Annotated in this window: 21 protein-coding genes and 1 pseudogene; 14 read left to right on the forward strand and 8 right to left on the reverse strand. The window is 70.7% G+C overall.

Annotated elements, in window-relative coordinates:
- The first annotated feature begins 294 nt into the window (after positions 1 to 294).
- Entirely contained in the window at positions 295 to 783 is a 489-nt protein-coding gene (locus ABT009_RS39330) for a MarR family winged helix-turn-helix transcriptional regulator (RefSeq protein ID WP_351306132.1), read from the forward strand.
- A 52-nt stretch (positions 784 to 835) separates the two neighbouring features.
- Here the strand turns inward: ABT009_RS39330 and ABT009_RS39335 are convergent, their stop codons facing one another.
- Complete coding sequence (locus ABT009_RS39335) at positions 836 to 2,233, reverse strand: FAD-dependent oxidoreductase (RefSeq protein ID WP_351306134.1); 1,398 nt, start codon at positions 2,231 to 2,233, stop codon at positions 836 to 838.
- A 189-nt stretch (positions 2,234 to 2,422) separates the two neighbouring features.
- Between ABT009_RS39335 and ABT009_RS39340 the strand changes: the two genes are divergently transcribed.
- Positions 2,423 to 2,797: an ArsR/SmtB family transcription factor gene (locus tag ABT009_RS39340; RefSeq protein WP_351306136.1), complete on the forward strand. Its 375-nt coding sequence runs from the start codon at positions 2,423 to 2,425 to the stop codon at positions 2,795 to 2,797.
- A 71-nt stretch (positions 2,798 to 2,868) separates the two neighbouring features.
- Here the strand turns inward: ABT009_RS39340 and ABT009_RS39345 are convergent, their stop codons facing one another.
- Positions 2,869 to 3,654, reverse strand: a complete 786-nt coding sequence (locus ABT009_RS39345; RefSeq protein WP_502990044.1) for an aquaporin — start codon at positions 3,652 to 3,654, stop codon at positions 2,869 to 2,871.
- 79 nt (positions 3,655 to 3,733) lie between these two features.
- A complete protein-coding gene (locus tag ABT009_RS39350; protein WP_351306138.1) occupies positions 3,734 to 4,048 on the reverse strand; it encodes an ArsR/SmtB family transcription factor in 315 nt (104 codons plus the stop codon).
- Positions 4,049 to 4,182: 134 nt separating this feature from the next.
- Here ABT009_RS39350 and ABT009_RS39355 point away from each other — a divergent pair, with 134 nt between their 5' ends.
- Entirely contained in the window at positions 4,183 to 4,602 is a 420-nt protein-coding gene (locus ABT009_RS39355) for an arsenate reductase ArsC (protein WP_351306140.1), read from the forward strand.
- 119 nt (positions 4,603 to 4,721) lie between these two features.
- The gene (locus tag ABT009_RS39360; RefSeq protein ID WP_351306142.1) at positions 4,722 to 7,580 is read left to right on the forward strand and encodes a SpoIIE family protein phosphatase; all 2,859 of its coding nucleotides are present in this window, start codon (positions 4,722 to 4,724) and stop codon (positions 7,578 to 7,580) included.
- On the opposite strand, the gene ABT009_RS39365 is transcribed toward ABT009_RS39360, so the two are convergent.
- Entirely contained in the window at positions 7,581 to 8,411 is an 831-nt protein-coding gene (locus tag ABT009_RS39365) for a DUF72 domain-containing protein (protein WP_351306144.1), read from the reverse strand.
- A gap of 96 nt (positions 8,412 to 8,507) precedes the next feature.
- On the opposite strand from ABT009_RS39365, the gene ABT009_RS39370 reads away from it, so the two are divergent.
- From ABT009_RS39370 to ABT009_RS39390, 5 genes are all read left to right on the forward strand, one after another.
- Positions 8,508 to 9,422 (forward strand): oxidoreductase, encoded by a 915-nt coding sequence (locus ABT009_RS39370; RefSeq protein WP_351306146.1) that lies wholly within the window; start codon positions 8,508 to 8,510, stop codon positions 9,420 to 9,422.
- 186 nt (positions 9,423 to 9,608) lie between these two features.
- A complete protein-coding gene (locus ABT009_RS39375) occupies positions 9,609 to 10,568 on the forward strand; it encodes a D-2-hydroxyacid dehydrogenase family protein (protein ID WP_351306148.1) in 960 nt (319 codons plus the stop codon).
- Between the two features lie 189 nt (positions 10,569 to 10,757).
- Positions 10,758 to 11,468 (forward strand): hypothetical protein, encoded by a 711-nt coding sequence (locus tag ABT009_RS39380; protein WP_351306150.1) that lies wholly within the window; start codon positions 10,758 to 10,760, stop codon positions 11,466 to 11,468.
- Positions 11,469 to 11,603: 135 nt separating this feature from the next.
- On the forward strand, positions 11,604 to 12,284 hold the full coding sequence (locus ABT009_RS39385) for a nucleoside/nucleotide kinase family protein (protein ID WP_351306170.1): 681 nt from the start codon (positions 11,604 to 11,606) through the stop codon (positions 12,282 to 12,284).
- A 260-nt stretch (positions 12,285 to 12,544) separates the two neighbouring features.
- Positions 12,545 to 13,243 (forward strand): YoaK family protein, encoded by a 699-nt coding sequence (locus ABT009_RS39390; protein ID WP_351306152.1) that lies wholly within the window; start codon positions 12,545 to 12,547, stop codon positions 13,241 to 13,243.
- 15 nt (positions 13,244 to 13,258) lie between these two features.
- On the opposite strand, the gene ABT009_RS39395 is transcribed toward ABT009_RS39390, so the two are convergent.
- Entirely contained in the window at positions 13,259 to 14,233 is a 975-nt protein-coding gene (locus ABT009_RS39395) for a helix-turn-helix domain-containing protein (RefSeq protein WP_502990045.1), read from the reverse strand.
- An 85-nt stretch (positions 14,234 to 14,318) separates the two neighbouring features.
- Between ABT009_RS39395 and ABT009_RS39400 the strand changes: the two genes are divergently transcribed.
- Complete coding sequence (locus ABT009_RS39400; RefSeq protein ID WP_351306174.1) at positions 14,319 to 15,140, forward strand: phytanoyl-CoA dioxygenase family protein; 822 nt, start codon at positions 14,319 to 14,321, stop codon at positions 15,138 to 15,140.
- Positions 15,141 to 15,256: 116 nt separating this feature from the next.
- On the opposite strand, the gene ABT009_RS39405 is transcribed toward ABT009_RS39400, so the two are convergent.
- On the reverse strand, positions 15,257 to 15,937 hold the full coding sequence (locus ABT009_RS39405; protein WP_351306154.1) for an LAVTG motif-containing sortase-dependent surface protein: 681 nt from the start codon (positions 15,935 to 15,937) through the stop codon (positions 15,257 to 15,259).
- Positions 15,938 to 16,140: 203 nt separating this feature from the next.
- Here ABT009_RS39405 and ABT009_RS39410 point away from each other — a divergent pair, with 203 nt between their 5' ends.
- Together ABT009_RS39410 and ABT009_RS39415 are read left to right on the forward strand one after the other, a co-directional pair.
- Positions 16,141 to 16,695, forward strand: coding sequence for a DUF6886 family protein (locus tag ABT009_RS39410; protein ID WP_351306156.1), 555 nt, complete (start codon positions 16,141 to 16,143; stop codon positions 16,693 to 16,695).
- An 82-nt stretch (positions 16,696 to 16,777) separates the two neighbouring features.
- The gene (locus ABT009_RS39415; protein WP_351306158.1) at positions 16,778 to 17,974 is read left to right on the forward strand and encodes a hypothetical protein; all 1,197 of its coding nucleotides are present in this window, start codon (positions 16,778 to 16,780) and stop codon (positions 17,972 to 17,974) included.
- Between the two features lie 47 nt (positions 17,975 to 18,021).
- On the opposite strand, the gene ABT009_RS39420 is transcribed toward ABT009_RS39415, so the two are convergent.
- Positions 18,022 to 19,053, reverse strand: a complete 1,032-nt coding sequence (locus ABT009_RS39420) for a hypothetical protein (protein ID WP_351306160.1) — start codon at positions 19,051 to 19,053, stop codon at positions 18,022 to 18,024.
- A 175-nt stretch (positions 19,054 to 19,228) separates the two neighbouring features.
- Complete coding sequence (locus tag ABT009_RS39425) at positions 19,229 to 20,947, reverse strand: hypothetical protein (protein WP_351306162.1); 1,719 nt, start codon at positions 20,945 to 20,947, stop codon at positions 19,229 to 19,231.
- Between the two features lie 204 nt (positions 20,948 to 21,151).
- On the opposite strand from ABT009_RS39425, the gene ABT009_RS39430 reads away from it, so the two are divergent.
- Entirely contained in the window at positions 21,152 to 22,786 is a 1,635-nt protein-coding gene (locus ABT009_RS39430; protein ID WP_351306176.1) for a serine hydrolase, read from the forward strand.
- A 429-nt stretch (positions 22,787 to 23,215) separates the two neighbouring features.
- A pseudogene (locus tag ABT009_RS39435) lies at positions 23,216 to 23,380 on the forward strand (amino acid transporter); the annotation flags it as partial.

Raw genomic sequence — 23,380 nt, forward strand, 5'->3', positions numbered from 1 at the left:
AGCCTGGCGAGCCCCTCGCGCACCGAAGTGCGGCTGGTCAGTGGGCGTCGTAGATGCCGCGGGCGTCGACCAGTGCGGGGGCCGGCGTCACCGCCTCCGCCGCGTCGAGCACGCGCGCCTCGATGCCGTAGCGGCGCCCTTCTCACGAACCGCCCCCCGAGCGATTGGATTGCACCACCCGGCAGCACCGGCAGAGTGGCTTCGGGCCGACGGTGCGCCCATCCGACGTCATCGGGCCGCCACGCTGGGAAGACACACCAGGTACATATCAACTGTGCTCGTACGATCACGGCCATGACAGACACCCCCCAGTGGCTGAGCACCGAGGAGAACCGCGCCTGGCGCGCGTATCTACGCACCCGTCGTCTGCTGGGCGCCTGGCTCAACCAGCAACTGCTGCGCGACTGGGGGCTGTCCGAACCGGAGTACGAGATCCTTGTGGTGCTGTCCGAGCATCCGGCCAGGAGGATGACCTCGCTCGAGCTGCGCTGTCGGCTCCTGTGGGAGAAGAGCCGGCTGTCGCACCAGCTGCGCCGTATGGAGCTGCGTTGCCTGATCAGCCGCGAGCCCAACCCCGATGACGCCCGCAGCGCCGTGGTCTCCCTGACCACGGAGGGTCTCCGGGCCATCGAGCGGGCCGCACCGAGCCATGTGGCCAACGTGCGGGAACACTTCATCGACCTGTTGTCGCCGGAGGAGCTCGCCATCCTCACCGAGATCAGCGAGCGCGTGCTCGACCATCTCGCCGCCGCTGGCGAGTTGAATGTCCCCGAAGGGGACTGACGAGTCGCCGGCGGCGAGCGGGCGGGCGGCTGAGGGAGCCTCGCCGTCACCGTCATGTGGTGGCGCAGCAACCGCCGGTGGGGGCGGGGGCGCCGACGCCGATCTGGAGCGTGGTCGGCGCCGTGCAGCAGCCGCCGTTCCCACCGCCCCGTCCGGCGTCCGTCTCTTCGGCTCCGAGCTCGTCGAACAGTCCCGCGCCGCCGCATACGCCGGTCTCGGGCAGCGTGAGCTCCACGCGCTCGGCGGCCTCACGGTCTCCGGCGATCGCGGCGGCGACGGAGCGGACCTGCTCGTAGCCGGTCATGGCGAGGAAGGTGGGAGCGCGGCCGTAGGACTTCATGCCGACCAGGTAGACGTCCTGCTCGGGATGGGAGAGCTCGTTCACGCCGTGCGGGTAGACCGTGCCGCACGAGTGGACGTTCGGGTCGATCAGCGGCGCGAGCGCGACCGGGGCCTGGAGACGTTCGTCGAGTCCGAGGCGGATCTCGGTGACGAAGGACAGGTCGGGACGGAATCCGGTGAGCACGATGACCTCGTCGAGCGGCTCGGTGCACCTGCCGTCCTCGGCTACGAGCGTCAGGCGGCCGTCGGTGCCGCGTTCGACGGCCTCGGTGCGGAAGCCGGTGACGGCGGAGGCGTGCCCGGCATCGACGGCGGCCTTCGTGGCGAAACCGAGGGCACCGCGGGCGGGCAGCTGATCGGCCGCTCCCCCACCGTACGTCGACCCGCTGAACCCGCGGCGCAGGATCCACACGGCATGCGTGCCGTCCCCCTCCTTCTTCGCGAGATCGGCGAGGGCCACCAGGGTGGTGAAGGCCGATGCGCCGGAGCCGACGACTGCGGTGCGCCGGCCCGCGTAACGGGCGCGTACGGCAGGGTCGTTGAGGTCGGGGATGCGGTAGGAGATCCGGTCGGCGGCTGCCTTCTCGCCGAGCGCCGGGAGGCCGTCGCCGCCGAGCGGGCCGGGGGTGGTCCAGGTGCCGGAGGCGTCGACGACGGCGCGGGCGGTGATGCGCTCCTCGGTGCCGTCGGCGGTGGCGAGGTGGATGGTGAAGGGCTGTGCCTCACGGCCGGAGTCCACGATCCGATCCCTGCCCGCCCGTGCGACCCCGGTGACGGTCACGCCGTAACGGACCCTGTCGCCGAGAACGTCGGCCAGCGGCTGGAGGTAGCGCGTCACCCAGTCGCCGCCGGTGGGGTACGTCGCGCCGACCGGCCTGACCCAGCCGGTCGGGGCGAGCAGCTTCTCGGCGGCAGGGTCGACGAGCTCAGCCCAGGTGGAGAACAGCCGCACATGCGACCACTCCCGCACGGACGCGCCCGCAGCGGGACCTGCCTCCAGGACCAGGGGTTCGAGGCCGCGCTCGATCAGATGGGCAGCGGCGGCCAGGCCGATGGGACCGGCACCGATCACGAGGACAGGCAGTTCGGTGGTGGCGGGCGCGTTCACGATCGACTCCTTGTTTCGATACCTGTCGATGTCCTGCGCGGCCAGCATGGCACCTGCATCGACATCCGTCAACATAGGCATTCATCGAAATAGAACCCGCAGGCACTCGCCGCAGACGGGAGGTCGACCGGAAATCTTCGCGGATTCGACGGAAGCCTTCGTGGATTCGACGTGTGTCAACATAGACGTATGTCGAATACCGAGGTGCTTCCGATACTGGAACCCGCGGCCCCCGCGGCCGTGGCGCCTTGCTGCCCGCCGCTGACCGAACGGCCCCTGACCGCCGAGGATGCGGAGCGGACCGCGAGGATGTTCAAGGCGCTCGGCGACCCGGTCCGGCTGCGGCTGTTCTCGCTGGTCGCCTCGCACGAGGGCGGCGAGGCGTGCGTCTGCGACATCTCCGACGTCGGCGTCTCCCAGCCGACCGTCTCGCACCATCTGAAGAAGCTGAAGGAGGCCGGGCTGCTGACCTCCGAACGGCGCGGCACCTGGGTCTACTACCGCGTGGAGCCGTCGGTACTGGCCGCCATGAGCCGGTTGCTCACGTCCGCCGCCGCGGTCTGACCTCGCGCGGCGACGGGCGAGGCGCTGCCGTTACGGCCGACACAGATTCCGGACAGCCTCTCGCCGGTTGATCAACCGTCGACGTCCGGCCCGCCGCCCGGGCGCCCAAACACAAGGACAACCAGGCCCAGCCCCACCGCCGCCCCGACCAGCTGCATGGCGATGAAACCGGCCACCGAGCCGGGCGCGATGCCCGCGAAGGTGTCGGAGAAGGCCCGGCCGATCGTCACGGCCGGATTGGCGAACGACGTGGACGAGGTGAACCAGTAGGCGGCGCCGATGTACGAGGCGACCGCGACCGGTGCGAGGTGCAGCCGGCCGGTTCGGGCGAGCCCGAAGATCAGCAGGATCAGCCCGGCGGTGGCGACGACCTCGCCGAGCAGCAGGTGCCCGGCCGAACGCTCATGGGTCGACCACTTCACCGCCGGCTCGGCGAACATGGCGTTCGCCATGACGGCCCCGCCGATCGCTCCCACGATCTGGGCCGGTATGCAGACCAGCAGTTCCCGGGCCGTGATTCCGGAGCCGCTGCGCCGGGACGTGAACCACTCGGCGAGCGTGACCACGGGGTTGAAGTGCGCTCCCGACACCGGTCCCAGCAGGGCGATCAGCACGCCGAGGCCGAAGACCGTGGCGATCGAGTTGGCGAGCAACTGGACTCCGACGTCCTGGCTCAGCCGGGTGGCCTGGATGCCCGAACCCACCACGACGGCCACCAGGGCGGCCGTCCCCACCAGCTCGGCGGCGGCCCGCCGGGCGAGCGGCGTACGCGGCAGCGCCCCATCCGGTTCGCGCTGCGGCGCGGCAGCCGATGCGCGCTCCGGCGCAGCCTCAGGCAGGGAGTCGGTGGCGGTCACTAGGGCTCCTCGTACGACGGAGAGAGGGGGATGCTGGACGGGGATGGGAGATCAGGGGCAGGCGAGGCGGGGGCGGAGATCAGGGGCAGGCGCGCCTGGAACCGCTCTCGGCGGTGGCGAGGGCGCTGGCGGCGAGTTCCGCGAACGAGTCGGCGAGTGAGGTGATGACCTCCGGCTTGAGCCGGTAGTACGTGAACCGGCCGCAGGGCTCCGTCTCCACCACCCCGGCCTCGCGCAGCACCCGCAGATGGTTGGACAGGTTGGTCTGCCGCGCGCCCGTCTCCTCCACCAGGTGCGTGGTGCACAGGGTCTCGCGGGCGAGGAGGGACACGATCTTCAGCCTCAGCGGGTCGGCCAGCACCCGCATCAACTCAGTATCGACTGACGTCAGCATGGACTGATACTGTCACATCAGCCCGAGCTGACACCACCCAGCGTGAGCCGGCACCGCACCAGCAATCCGCACCAGCATGAGCCGGCACCACAGCCGCCTGAGCCGCACAGCCGACACCAGACCAGGAAGCGCCGATGCCCTCCACCCCGCTCGCCTCCGTACTGTTCGTCTGCGTCCACAACGCCGGGCGCTCGCAGATGGCCGCCGGATTCCTCGACCACCTCGCAGGGGACCGCGTCGAGGTCCGCTCCGCCGGGTCTCTCCCGGCCGACCAGGTCAACCCGGCCGCCGTCGAAGCGATGAAGGAGGTCGGCGTCGACATCTCCGGGCAGCGGCCCAAGGTGCTGACCACCGAGGCCGTTCAGGCGTCCGACTACGTCATCACCATGGGCTGCGGTGACGCCTGTCCCGTCTTCCCCGGCAAGAAGTACCTCGACTGGGCCCTGGAGGACCCGGCCGGCAAGGGCGTCGAGTCCGTGCGCCCGATCCGCGACGAGATCAGGACCCGTATCGAGGCCCTGATCGCCGAGATCGACGCCAAGTCGGAGCAGTGACCACGGCTGCCGCGGCGCCGCCCCTCCGTCCCGACCCCGGTGCTTCGGCCCGAACGCATTTCTGTTACAGAACGTGATGCGGCTCGCCCTATGGGACCGGGGCAGTGTAAACATGGCCTATGGTCCGACTCTTGGGTCGATCCTGGGCCCAGTCGGGCCTCACATTCACCGGTCTGCGCCCAGGGCGCCGACCGGAGGCCGCATGCCGACTGGCTGACCCGCCCGAAGGGCCTGGGCAGCGATCCCGGCAGACGCCGCGGGACCGGCAGACACCACCACACCGACCGCTCTCTGTCGAACTGGGCGGACAACACGGCGGCGGCCCCCGGCGCCCGTGGACTGCGAGGCTGCGGTCGGCCCTGAGCAGGCGCAGCATCGCCGGCCAGGTGTTCGTGCTGCATGTGGTGATCGTGCTGCTGCTGGTCGTGGCCGCGGCCGTGGCGCTCGTACTGCAGGTACGGCACGACAGCAGCCAAGAGGCCCGCAACCGCTCGCTCGCTGTGGCGGAGACGTTCGCGAACTCCCCGGGCACCGCCGAGGCACTGGCCGCCCCCGACCCCACCGCACTGCTCCAGCCGCGCGCCGAGGCGGCCCGCAAGCAGTCGCACGTGGACTTCATCGTCGTCATGAACACCGAGGGGATCCGCTACACGCACCCCAAACAGGACAGGATCGGGAAGAAGTTCGTCGGAAACATCGGTCCCGCCCTCGCCGGCCAACCCGTCACCGAGGAGATCACGGGGACCATAGGCCCGCTGGTGCAGGCAGTGGTTCCCGTCAAGGACTCCGACGGCAAGGTCGTGGGACTGGTGTCCGCCGGCATCACGACCGCCCATGTGGGCGGCTACGTCGAAGAGCAGATGCCGATCCTCTTCGCCGCCGCGGCCACCGCCCTCGCCCTCGCCACGGCGGGGACGGCCGTGGCGAGCAGACGGCTGATGCGCCAGACCCGGGGCCTCGGCCCGTACGAGATGACCCGGATGTACGAGCACCATGACGCGGTGCTGCACTCCGTCCGGGAAGGGGTGCTCATCCTCAGCGGCGAGGGCCGGCTGGTACTCGCCAACGACGAGGCGCAGAGGCTGCTCGGCCTACCCAAGGACGCCGAGGGCAGGCACGTCTCGGAACTCGGCCTCGACTCCGACACGGCCGGGCTGCTGGCCTCCGGGCGGGTCGCCACCGACGAGGTGCACCTGGTCGGGGACCGGCTGGTGGCGGTCAACAACCGGCCCACGGACCGCGACGGCGGCCCGCGCGGCAGCGTCGCGACGCTCCGCGACTCGACCGAGCTGCGCGCCCTGTCCGGCAGGGCCGAGGTGGCACGGGAACGCCTCAAACTGCTGTACGACGCCGGAGTCGGCATCGGCACGAGCCTGGATGTGACCCGCACGGCCGAGGAGCTGGCGGAGGTGGCCGTGCCGCGCTTCGCGGACTACGTCAGCGTGGACCTGGTGAACGCCGTCCTGAACGGGGACGAGCCGGACGGCGCGGTCACCGAACTGCACCGCACAGCGTTCAACGGCATCCAGAAGGACGCTCCTCTCTACCAGGTGGGCGAGCAGATCAGGGTCGTCGGCTCCACGCCCCAAGCCCGGGGCCTGGCCACCGGGCAGGGAGTCGTCGAGCCCGACCTGAGGTCTGCGCCCGCGTGGCTGGAACAGGACCCGGAACGCACCGAGCAGGTCCTGGAATTCGGCATCCACTCACTGGTCACCGTCCCGCTGCGCGCGGGCGGCGTGGTGATGGGCATGGCCAACTTCTGGCGCTCGGGGAAGCCCGAGCCCTTCGACGACGACGACCGGGCCCTCGCCGAGGAGCTCGTCGCCCGCGCCGCGGTCTCCATCGACAACGCGCGCCGCTACACCCGCGAGCACACGATGGCCGTGACGCTGCAGCGCAGTCTCCTCCCGCGCAATCTGCCCGAGCAGACCGCACTCGACGTCGCCTACCGCTATCTGCCCGCGCAGGCGGGGGTCGGCGGTGACTGGTTCGACGTCATGCCGCTGCCCGGCGCCCGCGTCGCGCTCGTCGTGGGCGACGTCGTCGGCCACGGTCTGCACGCCGCCGCCACCATGGGGCGGCTGCGCACCGCGGTGCACAACTTCTCCACTCTGGACCTGCCGCCCGACGAGCTCCTCGGTCTCCTCGACGACATGGTCAGCCGCATCGACCAGGACGAGGCCGCGGCGGGCGGCAGCGCCACGATCACCGGCGCCACCTGTCTGTACGCGATCTACGACCCCGTCTCCCGGCGATGTACCGTCGCCCGGGCCGGCCACCCCGTGCCGGCGCTGGTCCGTCCCGACGGCACGGTCGAGTTCCCCGAGGTGCCCGCGGGCCCGCCGCTCGGCCTGGGAGGACTGCCGTTCGAGACGGCGGAGCTGGTCCTGGACGAAGGCAGCAAGCTGGTCCTCTACACCGACGGGCTCATCGAGGACCGCTACCGCGACATCGACATCGGACTGGAGCTCCTGCGCTCGGCTCTGGCCGGGGCCGACCGGTCACCGGACGACACCTGCCGGGCGGTTCTCGACGCCCTGCTGCCGGCCCGGCAGAGCGACGACATCGCCCTGATCGTGGCCCGCACCCGCGCCCTGGATGCCGACGGCATCGCCGAATGGGACGTGCCCTCCGACCCCGCGGCCGTCGCCGAAGTGCGGTCCTCGGTCGTCCGCCAGCTTGCCGAGTGGGGACTGGACGACATGGCGTTCACCACGGAGCTGCTGCTCAGCGAGCTGGTCACCAACGCCATCCGCTACGGCGGTGAACCGATCCGCGTCCGTCTGCTGCGCGACCGCAGCCTGATCTGCGAGGTCTTCGACGCCAGCAGCACCTCGCCGCACCTGCGGTACGCAGCCACCACGGACGAGGGCGGACGCGGCCTGTTCCTCGTCGCCCAGCTCGCCGAACGCTGGGGCACCCGCTACACCCCCGAAGGCAAGATCATCTGGGCCGAGCAGCCGCTGCCCCAGCTGTAGTCACGCGGCGCCGGCCGCACTGCTCTTTTCGGCACCGGTGCCGGTGCCGATTCCGGTTCCGGGGCGTGTCGGCAGGCGCCTCGGGGTACGGCTGACGGTCATTCCCTCCGACGTCGCGGCACGCGCGAAGACGATGGCGTCGTGGACCGCGGCTCCGCCGGGATCGTTGTTGAAGTACACATGGAGGTCGCACCTGTCCGGCCAGGTGTCGGCGAGGCGCCGCACCCATGTGTGGAGCGACTGCCGGCCGTAGCGGGGCCACGGCCTGGCCCGTCCGACGTGCAGGCGCAGATAGCCCCAGTCGGCGGTCCGCCACAGCGGCGTGACGGGCCGGGCCTCCACGTCGGCCCAGCACAATGCCGCACGCCGGTTCTCGAGCACCGCCCGGACGTCGGGAGTCCACCAGGAGTCATGGCGAGGCTCGACCGCTACCCGGGTACCGGCGGGGAACCAGCTCAGGCAGTCGTCCAGGAGTGCGGGATCCCCGCGCAGGGTGGGCGGGAGCTGCAACAACACCGGGCCGAGCCGGTCGCCTAGACCGGCGGCATGGCTCATCAGCCGGTGCACCGGCTCCTCCGGGTCCCGCAACCGCTTGATATGGGTCAGGAAGCGGCTGGCCTTGACGGCGACGACGAAGCCCTGCGGCGTACGGCCCCGCCATGCGGCGAACGTCTCCCGCGTGGGCAGCCGGTAGAAGGCGTTGTTGATCTCGACCGTGGCGAACTGTGCGGCGTACTCCTCCAGCCACAGCCGCTGGGGCATGTCGGCCGGATACAGGACTCCACGCCAGTCCCGGTACTGCCACCCGGAGGTACCGACGAACACGGGCATACCTCCATCAGAGCACGCCCGTCTCGCTTCCGGCCTCCCGACCAGCCGCTGAGCGGCGCTCTGGGCACCCAGAGGACCGTGTGCCAGACTCCCACGATGACCGCAGAGACGATCAACGCGGCGGCCTCGGGTACGTGGAAGCTCGGCGACCTGACCGTCAACCGCCTGGGATTCGGCGCGATGCGCCTGACCGGCAGCGCCGACTTCGACCTCGGCGTACCGAGCGACCGCGAACGCTCGATCAGCGTGCTGCGGCGCGCGGTCGAGCTCGGCGTCAACCACATCGACACCGCCGCGTTCTACTTCTCGTCGCTGCGCTCCGCCAATGAGCTGATCAACCGGGCGCTGTCCCCTTACCCGGACGACCTGGTCATCGTCACCAAGGTCGGGCCGGGCCGCGACCCGTCCGGCGAGTGGCTGCCCTGGGCCACTCCCGAGCAGCTGCGCGGCCAGGTCGAGGAGAACTTGCGCCAGCTCGGCCGCGACCACCTCGACGTGGTGAACCTGCGCCTCAACGGCCCCGGCTCGCTGGCCGAGCACTTCGGTGCGCTGGCCGAGCTGCGCGACGCAGGACTCGTACGCCACCTGGGCATCTCCAATGTCGGCCCCGCGCACCTCGCCGAGGCCCAGGCCATCGCCCCGGTGGTCTGCGTGCAGAACCGGTACGGACTGGGCACTGGGCACGAGGACTCCGACGAGGTGCTCCGGGCCTGCGGCGAGCAGGGGATCGCGTTCGGGCCGTTCTTCGCGATCGCCGGTGAAGGCGGTGCATTCGGCGCGAGCACTGATGGCGGCGAGAACGGCCAGGGCAGCGCAGTACTCGCCGTCGCCCGCGCACACGGCGCGACTGAGGCGCAGGTACGGCTGGCGTGGACCCTGCACCAGGGGCCGCATATGCTCGCCATCCCGGGCACCGGCAACCCGGACCATCTGGTCGAGAACGTGGCCGCCGGCGCGCTGCGGCTCTCGTCGGAAGAGCTGGCCCGCCTGGGATCGGTGCACCACGGGTGAGGTCCACGGTGGTCACCACCAGGGTGAGGGATGAGGCGGGAACCAGCGCGCTCGACCCCGTGCGCCCGCGTTGAAGCGGAACAGAGAGAATCACAGGGGCCGGGACGAAGAGCCGAGGGGGCCGGGCGTCCCGGCCGGTGAGTCTCTGCCGTGACCACCGCGACACCAGCCTTGGAGAGAACCGACATGCACCTTCGCTGCGCCGTGCTCGACGACTTCCAGAGCGCCGCGACCACCGTCGCCGACTGGTCACCCATCGCGGCTGACGTGGAGGTCGTGACCTTCACTGAGCACTTCGCCACCGAGGACGAACTGGCCGCGGCGATCGTCGACTTCGACATCGTCGTCACCCTCCGCGAGCGCGTGCCGTTCCCCGCCTCGCTGCTCTCGCGGCTGCCGCGTCTGAAGCTGCTGATCGCCTCCGGGATGCGCAACTCGGTGATCGACTACGCCGCCGCCGAAGCGGGCGGCGTGACCGTGTGCGGCACGGCGAGCTCCTCGACACCCCCCGTCGAGCTGACCTGGGCGCTGCTGCTCGGCCTGGCCCGCGGCATCGTCACCGAGAACAACGCGCTGCGGGACGGCGGCCCCTGGCAGATCACGGTGGGCGCCGATCTGCACGGCCGCCGGCTCGGTCTGCTCGGGCTCGGCAAGATCGGCAGCAGAGTCGCCCAGGTCGGACTCGCCTTCGGCATGGAGGTGGTGGCCTGGAGCCAGAACCTCACCGAGAAGCGCACGGAGGAGGTCGGCGTGGAGCTGGCCGCCTCCAAGGAGGAACTGCTCGCCGGAAGCGACTTCGTCTCCATCCACCTCGCGCTCAGCGACCGCACCCGCAATCTGATCGGCCCAGCCGAGCTGGCCCTGCTGAAGCCGACGGCCTACCTCGTCAACACCTCCCGTGCGGCCATCGTCGACCAGGACGCGCTGCTCGGCGCCCTGCGGGACGGCCGCATCGCCGGGGCCGGGGTCGATGTGTTCGACATCGAGCCGCTGCCCGCCGATCACCCGATGCGCTCGGCACCCCGCCTGCTCGCCACCCCGCACCTCGGCTACGTCTCCCACGCGAACTACGAGACGTACTACAGCCAGGCCGTCGAGAACATCCAGGCGTTCCTCGCCGGGTCACCGGTACGCCTCCTCGGCTGACGGGGCTGGCTCCGGTACGCCTTCACGGCTGACGCCTGGTGCGTACGGCCCACCGGTGGTCCAATGAAAGTGGAGCCAAGGACCCCACATCCAGACGCGGGGAAGCGGAGCGACACCGCGCACCGCGCAATCAGGGTCCGCGAGAAGCGGGCGGGTCCTTGGCCCCCCTCACCCCTGCGGATCTAGGTGGTGGACGAGAAGGCGAGAACGGCCGTTCCATCATCGACCGACTTCACCCTGATGGTGAGGCCGTTGAGAATGCAGATGCCGCCGGCGCCGCTCGTGGTCCGCAACGAGTTGCCGTTTCCGGTCGCCCGCATCGACACGGTGTCGGGGGTGACCAGGGTGACGGAGACCAAGTCGATCCCGAAGCGGCTGTCGACGGGGATGTCCGTGGGCTCCGACACCGCGATCTGGCATGTCCCGTCGAAGCAGGCCTGTACATCGGAGTCGCCGGCGTTTCGGCGAGCCGCCGCGGCGCCGGACGAGGCAGAGTCCGGCGCATTCGGCGATTCGATCGATTTCCTCGACGAGGGCGAAAGGGACCCGGCCGAGGCCGAGTTCGACGCCCCCGCCGTCAGCCAGTCGCCGTTCCGGCCGTCCGAACCAGAGGCCTGCCATCCGCAGCCGACCACCCCCGCGAAGCTCAACGCGGCCACCACCGTCGCCGCCCCTACGGCGCGCCGGCGGCCGGCAGTCCTGCGCTCAGGTCCGGTCCCGGCCGCGGCCCACGCTTCGGCTGCCGCTGCCTTCATGGTTTCCGTTCTCAACGATCAACCCGCCATCTCGTACACGATTCCGTACATTCCCTGCGCCGCCGGGCGGCCTCGGCCCAGCCCGGCCCGCACTTGTGTAACGGGCGAACCGCGGAGGGGTCCCGGAGCGGATGGGGCACCTTGACCCGGATGGAGCAGCGCGGCGCCCTCGGCCGACCCCGGTGTTCTCAGCCGACGTGCGCAGCGGGACACTGAGCCCATGCACACCGAGGATCACCATCCCGAACGGCTGCGCACACTCGGCGAGCGGTACCCGGCGATGACGCTCGACGACCTCGTCACCCGGGCCACGTCTCTCGTAGGGCCGGGTCACCGCGCGCTCCTCGGCATCACCGGCAGCCCGGGCGCCGGAAAGACCACGCTCGCCGAACAGCTGGTCCGGCGACTCAACGCCGACGGACCACCCTGGGCCGCCCATGTGCCGATGGACGGCTTCCATCTCGCCGACGTCGAACTGGACCGCCTGGGCCGCCGCGACCGCAAGGGCGCACCCGACACCTTCGACGCCGCGGGCTACGCGGCGCTGCTGCGCCGCCTGCGCGACGACGAGGACGACATCGTCTACGCGCCGGGTTTCGAGCGCATTCTGGAACAGCCCATCGCGGGCACCATCCCCGTGCCGCGCACCGCGCGGCTGATCGTCACCGAGGGCAATTACCTTCTGCTGGACGAGGGGTCGTGGGCGCGTGTCCGGCACCAGTTGGACGAGGTCTGGTACTGCGAGCTCGACGAGGGCGCGCGCGTACGTCGCCTCGTCACCCGGCACGAGCAGTTCGGTAAGGACCACGAGACAGCGGTGGCATGGGTGCTGGGCACCGACCAGCGCAACGCCGACCTGGTCGCCGAAAGCCGTCACCGCGCCGACCTGATCGTCCCGACGGCCGCCCTGCCGGCCGAGTACGACAGCCGCGACCCGTCGGCGGCGAGCTCGCCGGCCTGACGGGGTACCTACGCGGGGTCACCCTGCAGAACGAGATATGCCCGGCGTCGTAGCCGCGCGGTCCGCACTCGACGACGAGGATCAGGCCCAGGTACAGCTGGCACGGCGGCGCCTACGCGACGCGCGTACCCAACGCCCCCACTATGGGCAGCACGCAACCAGGCACCAGCGCACCACCGGTGGTGCAACCGCCGAAGACTCCGCAGAAGGCCGGTCACCCTAACGCGACAAGGCAAGTTCCGTATGCAAGGCAGGCCCGTATGAGAGCGCTTCTGCTCCGTGTTTCCGACCGCATGTTCCCGCACGGCACGAACACCTTCGGTGCCGTGCCGGCCCTGCTCGTTCTGCTCACCGTCGTCACCGGCATCGTCGACGCGGTGAGCTACCTGGGCCTCGGGCACGTCTTCGTCGCCAACATGACCGGGAACGTGGTCTTCCTGGGCTTCGCCGTGGCAGGCGCGGGCGGTCTCTCGGCCTGGGCGTCCGCGCTGGCCATCGGCGCGTTCGTGCTGGGGGCGTGGTCGACCGGGCGGCTGCACCTGCGCGCTCTCGACCCGCAGCGGGTGCTGGTCCGGGCCACCGCGGTACACGCGGTCCTCGTCGCCATCGGGGTGGCGGTCGCCGGCTTGGCGGGCCAGTACGGCACAGTGGCCCGTGCCGTTCTCATCGCGCTCCTCGCTGGCGGTATGGGCCTTCAGAACGCCGCCGTGCGCAAGCTCGCCGTACCCGAACTGAGCACCACCGTCGTCCTGACCTCCACCCTCACCGGGCTGGCCGCGGACGCTCCCGGGTTCGCCCTCCTGCGTCGCGTGTGCTCGGTCGCCGCGATGATCGTCGGGGCTGTGTTCGGGGGCCTGCTCCACCTCCGCGCAGGACCCGCGTCAGCGCTCGGGCTGGCCGTGGTGCCGTTGGTCATCGTGGCGGCCATCGCCACCCGTCCCCGGGCCGAAACCCCGTAGCCCCGCGGGCGGCACCTACCGCCACTCCCCCGAAGCGCGTTGCCGCAAATCGGACCGGTAGGCGCCCGGCGGGGAGCCGTACCGCTGCCGGAAGGCCCGGCTGAAGTGGAACGGGCTGGTGAAGCCGGACAGCGCGGCCACCCGTTCCGCCGGCAGTTCCGTGACTTCCAGCAGCCGGGCGGCATGACGCAACCGGGCTTGTTGCAGCGCCCGCATCGGCGACTGACCGACCTGCTGCGTGAACAGATGCGCGAACCGGGACGGCGACAGCGCGACTTCGGCGGCCAGCGACCGCACCGTGTGGGGCGCTCCCGGATCGGCGTCCATCAGGTCCCCGGCCTGCCGCACCCGGGGGTCGACGCCGGACTCGTACCGCTCCGCACGTGCGGTGGCAGTGGCGAGCAGCACGATCTCCTCCAGGGAGCAGAGCGCCAGTTCCCGCGCCGCGGTGCCGTGGGCGACGGCGACCTGCCCGGTCGTCGGCCCCGTGTCCGGCGGCGGGGCGCCGTGCCCCGTCCAGCGGGCGTCGGCGAGCATCCGGCGGAACGCCGAGTCGACGCGTCCGCGTATACCGATCGCAGGCGTGACGGCGTACGTCCGGTCGCCCCGGGCATACGGGCGCAGCCACGTGGACCACGACCCCCTGGACTGGCAGTGCACCCACCAGAACGCCCAGTGCGGTGCGCCGGGACCGACCGCGTACCGGTGCGGCGTGCCGGGGCCCAGCACCACCAGGTCCCCGGCGGCCGCCTCCACCGGCACCGCGCCCTGGACGAGCCGTCCGCACCCGCCCGTGGTCCAGGTGAACAGCCAACTGTCGGCGCCGAGCGGCCGGTTCACGGTGTATCCCGACGGCTGGTCGAAGCAGCCGATCGTCACCAGGCCGGGCGGTGGGGACGGGTCGGTACGCGAAGACGCAGCCGCGGCAGCGGGCACCTCGGACGCCTCCGCAGACGAAACAGCAGCCTCGGGCAATCCATCAGCATGCACAGGCATCCTCCCCGCTCCGGTCACGACCTAGCGTGACCTGCATACTCCGCCGACCGGAAGGGTCCAGCGCATGGCAGTCACAGATATGGACGTCGACAGCGACGGCGCCTCGCTCGCCGAAGCCTCCCGCCGGCAGTTCGACGAAGAGGGCTTCACGGTGGTGCGCGCGCTGTTCCGCCCCGCCGAAATCGACGAACTCAACGCCGAGTTCACGGCCCTGCAAGCCGCCGGTCCCGTACCCGGGCACTTCGAGCCACGCGCAACAGAGACCGGTGGTCCCGCCGATCCGCTGCACCTCTACCCCCGGGTGATGCACCCGCACCGGATCAACGACCTCGCCCTGCGATTCCTCCTCGAACCGCGGCTGCGCGGCATCCTGGAGACTCTGCTGGGCGAGGAAGTCCTGGCCGCCCAGAGCATGTTCTACTTCAAGCCGCCGGGCGCACGCGGCCAGGCCCTGCACCAGGACAACTTCTATCTGCGGGTGGAACCGGGCACCTGTGTGGCCGCCTGGATCGCCTGCGATGTGATCGACCGCGACAACGGCGGCCTCGAAGTGGTGCCGGGCACGCACCGGATGGACCTGTTCTGCCCGGAGGAGGCAGACCCGGATGTGTCGTTCGCGCGCGAGTACGTGCCTCCGCCGCCCGGCCTGACCGCGGTACCCGTCGACATGTCCCCCGGCGACGTGCTCTTCTTCAACGGCAGCCTGGTCCACGGCTCCCAGCCGAACCGCACCACCGACCGCTTCCGCCGCTCGTTCATCTGCCACTACGCCGGCCGCTCGGCGCAGCGGATCGGCAACTGGTACGACTCCCTGACGATGGACGGCCACCGGATCGCCCTCCCGGAGAGCGAGGGCGCGGGCCCCTGCGGCACGGAGTTCGCTCCGAACGGCCCGCACTGACCGGCATCGTGGCGGCCTGATCCGCGAAGATCACCGTTCGTCCCGGACGCAGCGGTGCCCCCGTGCTTCGTACGAGCACGGGGGCACCGTCACCTGTCGGCCGGGACCGGGAACGGTCAGTCCTGGCCGGTCGCGGACCTGCGGCGCCGGAACACCAGGTAGCCGCCCGCCGCGACGAGGGCTGCCGCCGCCGTCGACAGGATGCCGACCGGTGCGCCGTTGCCGGTCTCGGCGAGGTCGCCTTCGGCGCCCTGTGCGGAGGGCGAGGACGACGCCGCCGGGGCCACCTCAGCCGAAGAGGCCGACGATGTCGGCTCGGCGGTGCCGGACGGCGCGGCGGATGCGGATCCGGACGCAGACCCGGACGGCGTGGCACCGGTCCCGGTGTCGTCCTCGCAGTCGGTCCAGAAGACCTTGTGCTTGGCACTGCCGTTCTCACCGTCGAAGTTCCAGAACAGCTTGTAGTGCCCGTCCGGGAGGGACAGGTCGTCCGTGCGGCCGTGGCCTTCGGCGTCGAGGGTCAGCGAACCGGTCTTGACCGTCTCGCCCTTGACGTCGGCCGTCGGGGCCCAGGCCTCGATGTGCCAGTCGACCTGCTGGCCGGCGTCGAATCCGAAGGCGTCGAGGTAGAAGGTGCAGACGTGCGGTTCGTTCTTGCGGAGTTCCTCACCGGTGGTGGCGTCGTGAATCTTCACGGTGCCGTTGTCGCCTGGAGCGGTGGCGAAGGCGGAGGGGGATATGACCAGCGAGACCGCGACGGCGGCCACGGTTGCGCTGGCGGAAGCGAGCTTGCGCATGGGCAGTCCAACGTGGGAAGGAGGGAGACGCCGTGGGGGGCGGCTCAGCTTCCTGCGTCATTGATCAACACGTCAAGACGCAGGACTCCGCATACGCACCAGAACGTGCCACTCGCCCCTTTGGTCCGCGTAACGATCAGGTCAATGCGGTCAACGCGCCGTTCGACACTGCTCTGTGGCGGGTGTGCGGTAGACCAGGAACCATGCGTCCACGACCTGGTGAAGTCCTGCACTTCTCGGAAGACCCCGCCATCACGGTGTTCCGTCCCCACGTCGCCGCCACCGCCCGGCAGCCGGAGGCGTACGTGTGGGCCGTCGACGATGTCCGGGCCCCGGACTACTGGTTTCCCCGCCAGTGTCCGCGGGCCATGGCCTGGACCGTGCCGGGCACCTCGGAGAGCGACCGGGAGCGCATTCTCGGGCCGGGCGGCGGTGAGCGCGTGCATGCGATCGAGTACGGCTGGGTGAAGCGGTTCCTGAGCGCCGAGCTGTTCGCGTACAGGCTGCCGGCCACCCCCTTCCGGCCGTTCGGCGAGCCCGTACCGCACGCCCATGTGGCCGTCGAGCCCGTCGAGCCGCTCGGCCCCGCCGAGCCGGTCGGCGATCTGCTGGAGCTCCACAGGTCGGCGGGCATCCAGTTGCGCGTGCTCGACAACCTCTGGGAGTTCTGGGACGCGGTGATCGGCAGCACGCTGGGGTTCAGCGGCATCCGGCTCGGGAATGCGGCGCCGAAGCCACCGAGGCCGGTACGGAGCTGACAGGCCGTCCGACCGGCACCGCCCCGGCCACACCGCGCGCAGCGGTCCTCGCTACTCTGCCCGGATGCGTGATGGGGGAAGCATGAGTGACGGGAGTGGCGGGCGCGGTGCAGAGAGCGACGGTGCGAGTGGCCGTCTGAGCCGCCTGAGGCGGCAACCGCTGGGGAAGCACCCGCTGATCGTCTCGGTGGTCGCCGTGGCCGTGCTGGCGGCCGCCGGCGTGGCGGTCCCGCTGGCGCTCGCGGACGGTGACGACGAGCCCTGCTGGGAGGTGCCCGCCTCGGCACGCGCTCTCGCCGACGACCCGGCGGCGGCCACCAAGACCCTCGATCCGGGCGATGACCTCACCCGCCTCGGCTCGGCGAGGAAGTTGCTGGCGCACGAGCAGGTGTGCGGAGACGGCGCCCGCGTCCTGGGCCGGGTCGTCGATGCGGCCACGCGTGCGTCGGGCCGGGGTGAGCCGCACACCATGGCGCAGGCCCGCAGCGCCTATGCGGTCGCCGCCGTCCTCAGCGGTACCGAGCTGCCGCCGGGGCTGGCGCCCGGTGCGGCCCGGATGGTCGCCGAGTACGTGGTGGACGCCAGGCGTGACGACGGCCTGTACGACGACGAGGCCACCGGTCCGGCTCTGCCTGCCGAGCAGGCGCAACCCGACGAGAACGGCTATGTGTGGATGGGCCGCTTCCTCGCTCCCAGCGAAGCGCATGCCGCTTTCGAGTACGCCGACCCCCTCGGCGAAACGGACGCCGACATCGAGCGACTCGTCGCCGAACTCGCCAAGGACCCCGAGGCGTTCGCGATCCTCTACGACGCCCAGCGCGCCTGGTTCGCGTACTACCTGGAACGGCTGGACCGCCAGGGCGGCGACCCCGGCTTCCGCCCCTCGGGTCGCGACCGCTACTCGACCGCGACGACCTGGCCCGACAACGACCTCCAGCACCTGGCGGACCGCGTCGGCAATCTGATGAAGTACCGCGCCCGCTACACCAGGGACGGGACGATCTCCGATCTCGCCGCCTTCGACGCCGCCGTGCGCAGGCACACGCGGGGCACCTTCCGGCCCGCGTCCCGGCAACTGGACACCCGCCCGCCCATGGGGGACATCGCGGACCGGCCGGTTTCCGGGCCGGTACGGGGCGACCTGACGGACGGACGCCACCAGCTGTTCACGGTGCTGGACCGGTGGGCCGAGGAGCGGAACATACCGGCTCGAAGGGCCGCGGCCATGCGGCAGCTGCTGGACGACGCGTACGTCCGCGCTCTGTGGCTGATGTTCTGATCGAAGGCCGTACGCCAGACCAGCAGCGGCCAGGCCGGAAGCTGCGGTCAGAAGGAGAACCGAAGACCCGAGCAGCCGCGGCGGCGTACCTGGTCCTGGGCGAAGTCCTTCAGCAGACGCTGCTTCGCGGCCGTGCCGACGCCGGGGATGTCGTCGTTGGCGGAGAGCGCGAAGTTGGCGGCCTCGCCGTCACAGTGCGCGGTGGCCGTCAGGGACAGGCGCTCGCCGTTGCCGTCCTCGGCGGTGAGGCGGTTGCTCCAGTCGCCGTACCAGGCGACGAAGACGAGTTGCGTGTCCTGCTCGGCCGGATCCTCGGCATCTGTGGTGGACACGTCGCAATGCCCTGTGGGGGCGGCGTCGTTCATCCCCACAGCGACACGCCAGGCGGTGCTCTCGGGGAGCCCGGCCTTCGTCAGCCAGCCGCACGGCGTGCCGGCCGCCTCCGACAGCGGCACGGTCTTCGGGTCGTCCTCGGAGTCGACGGGGACGGCGTCGCCGTCCGGTTCCTTGAGCGGCTCGGCGCCGCAACCGAACTTGTCGGAGGCCGAGTTGGCCAGCGCAACCGCCGTCCGGTACGCGGCTCCGGGGACCCCGACCTTGACGTCCCGCCCCATCCAGGTCCGGACCAGAAGCTTGCGCTGTCTGCCCTCGGCGTCCTTGCCGAGATCCGGGCAGTCCAGCAGGAGCTGGATGGCGTTGTACCTGTCGATGAATCCGGGCAGCCCGGCGGGCAGCGGAGCCTGCGCGGAGAAGCCCTCCTCCGGGAAGACCGACATGAACTCCCGGTCCTGATCGTCGCGCCGGGTGTACGCCTGCATCTCCAGGAGCCGCTCGTCGTGGACCTCGGAGCCCTCGATGCCGAGACTGCACCAGTAGGAGCCGAGTTCCTCGTACCGCCCGGACTCCTCGTCCTTGAGGTGCGAGTCATCCGGTGCGAGCTGTTCCACGGCGTCGCCGGGCAGTGCCCCGCCGCAGGCGTTGCGGGCCAGCGCCCAGTCCTGCACATAGGGTTGGGCGATCCAGCCGCCCACGCCCAGGACCACCGCGGCCGCCACCGACACCTTGACCCAGCGCCGCATCGTTCTCCGTCCCCCGTCACTCGACGACACCCGTCACCCCGACGAATACCTCGGCCACGCACGGCCGCAAGCACGAGCGGCCTTCCGGCCGTACGCACCAGCCGGACCCTACTGGTTGCCGTCACACTCCCCACAACTGGCATGTATTCCGGCTGCCGTTGTCCAGGGTGTCCGTTCAGGACCGGCGGGGCGGCGAGACGCCCATGGACACGGCCCACCGGTAACCCGGCTTCTCCTTCCACAGGGCGTGCAGGTCGAAGTCGTGAGGCACCCACTCAGGGATGAGCTGGGTGTCCGGTGTGCGCCGGGCGTTGTCGAGCTGGTTGAGGGCCGATCTGGCGCAGTCCTCACGCCAGTGTTTGTCGCTGACGACGCCGCAGGGCCGGAAGGCGGGCTGGAGATCCATGGCGAGGGCGAGGAAGCAGGCTGCGTTGTAGTGGGCGAGCCATCCCGCGGACTGCTTGCGCAACGGGCCCCAGTGCCGGGAGGTCGGCCGGTTCTGGTCCTGTGCCGGATGCTCTTCGGCGTTGTGGACGCCGTTCTGCCAGTGCCCGCGCTCGGGGTACAGCAGCCTCACGTGGCCGGGGCCCCGGCTGCGTACGAGCACCTGGTCGGCCACCACCTCGAAGGCCTTCTCCAGGTCCCGGCGCATGGTCCGCGCCTCGGCGCTGTGCGGGTGGATGCGCAGCGCCGCCCGCAGGACGTGCGCGGCCTGCGCGATGGCGACCGCTCCCTGGAAGGTGCGGCGGCGGCTTCTGCGTGCGGGGAGGGGCGGCATCGGGGTGAGCCAGGTCGCCCAGTACCGGCGTTCTCCGCTGTTGCGCCGCCCGCCGGGTATCCAGGTACGCGCCCACAGCAGGAACAGCGAGCGCCAGCGCAGCCGCTTGGCCAGATCCTGGAAGTGCTCGAGTCCGATCTCGTGGGCGCGGGCCAGGTCGCGATCGCTCGAGTGCGCGTTGTTGCGGTCCGACGGTGTCGCCGACCTGGAGTAGGCGATCGCCGTACGGTAGGCGGTCTCCAGATGCCCCGGCCACAGCTCGGTGCACTGCTGGTAGATCGCGATGGCCTTCTTGTACTCCTGCGGCCGGTACGCGCCGACGACCTCGTGGAGCGCGGCCTGGTGCAGCTGGATGGTGAGATTGGACGGCGCATACGAGGCGGCGGCCTGGAAGGCGGCCTGCGCCGGAGCGTAGCGGCGGCGGACGCCCCAGGAGAGCGTGAAGGCCGGCATACGGCTCAGCTGTTCCTGCAGCTGAGCCGTCTCCTGGAGGTCGATCCCCCGCCGGTACTCGCTGTATCCGCGCACGTTGTATCCCCACCGCTCCCAGCGCGGTATGCGGTGCAGCATCTCGGGGCGGGAGTGGACCTGCACGGTGCAGTAGCAGCTCAGTTCCTCGACGAGCTTCTCCTCGTCCTGGTGCTGCACCACGTGCGCGGCCACGATCTCGTTGCGGGGTGCGCGCACGATGCGCACGGCGACACGCCGCTGCCCGTCGTCCGTGGGCGCAAGCTCTCGCAGGTGGATGTGGTACGCCCGGGGGCGCGCCACGGCGGCACGCATCAGGGTCTCGATCCATCCGTGGGGTGTGACCGACGCCTGCGGAGCCCGGTCGGGTACGGGCGACGAGGAACTGCCCGGCGCAAGGATGTTCCCGCCCGAGGCGCCGCCGAGATGCGCCGCCAGGTGCACGGCCAGATCCGCGCTCCTTCCACCGTTGCCGTGCCCGCCGTTCAGGGACTCCGGCCCTTGGTCATGATGAATGATCATGGGCAGCACTCGGCCGCTGCCTCGGACGTACTGCACGACCGACGTGATCGCGCGGGACACGATGATGATGGCGAATCCGCCGACGGCCGCCAGCATCCAGATCGCCACCCCCGTAGCGATTTTCACCCATGCCTGATCCACCCCGTCCCCCCTTGTGCGGTCCCGGCATGCAGCCCCCTGCATGCGAGGGCGCACATGTTCCCATCCACCGCGGCCTCGGGGAGGCGGTTCCCGCAAGGTGAAGGCAGCCTTCCGCAATGTCGGGCGGCAGTCACCCCGTTCGCCGCCGAAGATGCGACACGCGTACGCACCTGGGATTGACTGGTGGACATGATTTGCCTCGACCGGGTGCGTACGGCGTGTCGCCGGACCGTCGCGGCGCTGGGCCTCGTGGCGATCGTGGTCACGGCCGGCTGTACCGGTCCCCGGGCACTCACCGTGGAGCTGCCGGACGGCACCGCGTCGCCTTCGGCCTTCGCCAGTGCTCCGCCGCCGCAACCCCCGCCGCAGCTCACGCAGACAAGGGTGGACGCGGCGGTCGACCGGCTCGACAACGTGGTCCGCGACGCCATGCGGCGGACAGGCGTGCCCGGTGTGGCCGTCGGGGTCGTCCACCGCGACCGCGTGGTCTATCTGAAGGGCTTCGGCACGCGCACGGTCGGGCAGCCGGGCGCGGTCGACGCCGACACCGTCTTCCAGCTCGCCTCGGTGTCCAAACCGCTCGCGTCCAGCGTCGTCGCCGGAGCCGTCGGCCGGAAGACGGTCGGCTGGGACGACCCGGTGGTGAAGTACAGCCGCGACTTCGCGCTCCGGGACCCGTGGGTCACCAGCCACACGACCATCGCCGACCTGTTCTCGCACCGCACTGGTCTGCCCGACCATGCGGGCGATCTCCTCGAGGACCTCGGCTACGACCGCGCGTACATCCTCGGCCATCTGCGCTACGAGCCCCTCGCGCCGTTCCGCGCCTCGTACGCGTACACCAACTTCGGCGTCACGGCGGCCGCGGAGGCGGTGGCCGCGGCGGAGGGGACGAGTTGGGAGGAGCTGTCGGAGCGGGAGTTGTACAAGCCGCTCGGCATGACGTCCACCAGCTCCGCCTTCGCCGACTACGAGCGGGCCTCGAACAAGGCCGCCACGCACGTGAAGGTGGACGGCTCCTGGCAGGCCAGGTACGTACGGGACGCCGACGCGCAGAGCCCGGCCGGCGGCGCCAGCTCCACGGTCCGCGACATGACCAAGTGGCTGCGGCTGCAGCTCGCCGGCGGAAAGTTCGACGGGCGGCAGATCGTCGACGCCGCGGCCCTGGACGAGACGCATGTCCCGCACATCCTCTCCCAGCCGCCGTCGGCCCCGGCCGGCCGATCCGGGTTCTACGGCCTGGGCTGGAACGTCGGCTACGACGACCAGGGACGCCTGCGCCTCAGCCACTCCGGTGCCTTCGGCCTCGGCGCGGCGACCAACGTCACGATGCTGCCGTTGGAACAGCTCGGCATCGTCGTCCTCACCAACGGCGAGCCCGTCGGCGTCCCCGAGGCGATCGCGGCCAACTTCTTCGATATCGCGCAGACCGGCCGGCCCGCGGTGGACTGGCTGAGATTCATGGGCCGGATCTTCCAGCAGCAGGAGCAGGCCGAACGCTCCCCGACCGACTACTCCAAGCCCCCGGCCGACCCCAGGCCGGCCCGGGCGAACAGCGCCTACACCGGCACCTACACCAACGACTTCTACGGCCCGATGACGGTGAGCACCAAGGACGACGCGCTGTTCATGCAACTGGGCCCGAAGAAGACGAAGTTCCAGCTCCGGCACTACGACGGCGACACGTTCAGCTACGAGACCACCGGCGAGAACGCCTCCGGCCTTTCCGGCGTCACATTCACCGCGGACTCCGACGGCAAGATCACCAAGGTCCGCGTGGAGGCACTCGACGAGAACGGGCTCGGTACCTTCACACGGGGTTGAGTGCCTCTCCCCTCGACAACTGATCGATCGCGTCAGCGGCCCCCGGCGACAGGTACCCCGTACAGACTCCGCCCTGTTTGCAATCGCCACTTCGGACAATGAGTGAGCGGCCGCCCTCCACGATGGAGCATGTACGAATTCCGAAGCGCCTCCCTAGCCTTTCTGCCCATGAGACATCCGGGAAGCCCCACATTCCGGCTTTGACCCGGGCGATCTCGAAGAATCGCAACCAGTGCGGAAACCGTTGCGCACCTGCCTCCACAAGACGTGCAGGTGTGCACCCGCTGCTGACCTGCGGTAGCGCTTCCGGGACAGGCCAGTCCGTATCCGGTTGCGCGCGCACCCGCACCCCGCTCATCGCTCCGCCCCCAGGCTCCCGGCCGGGCGGAGCAGAACCCTGGATCTTCGAACCCCTAGTCAAGGATGTTCATGAGCACGACGAACAGCAACAAAGTGTCGTCCAGCACCCGCGAGCAGACTCCCCCCTCGGACGGTCTCCAGGCAGGCCTCAAGAACCGCCACCTGTCGATGATCGCCATCGGCGGTGTCATCGGTGCCGGACTCTTCGTCGGCTCCAGTTCCGGTATCGCCACC

Origin of the sequence: Streptomyces sp. NPDC002896 (assembly GCF_040295225.1) — a bacterium.
GTDB lineage: Bacteria > Actinomycetota > Actinomycetes > Streptomycetales > Streptomycetaceae > Streptomyces.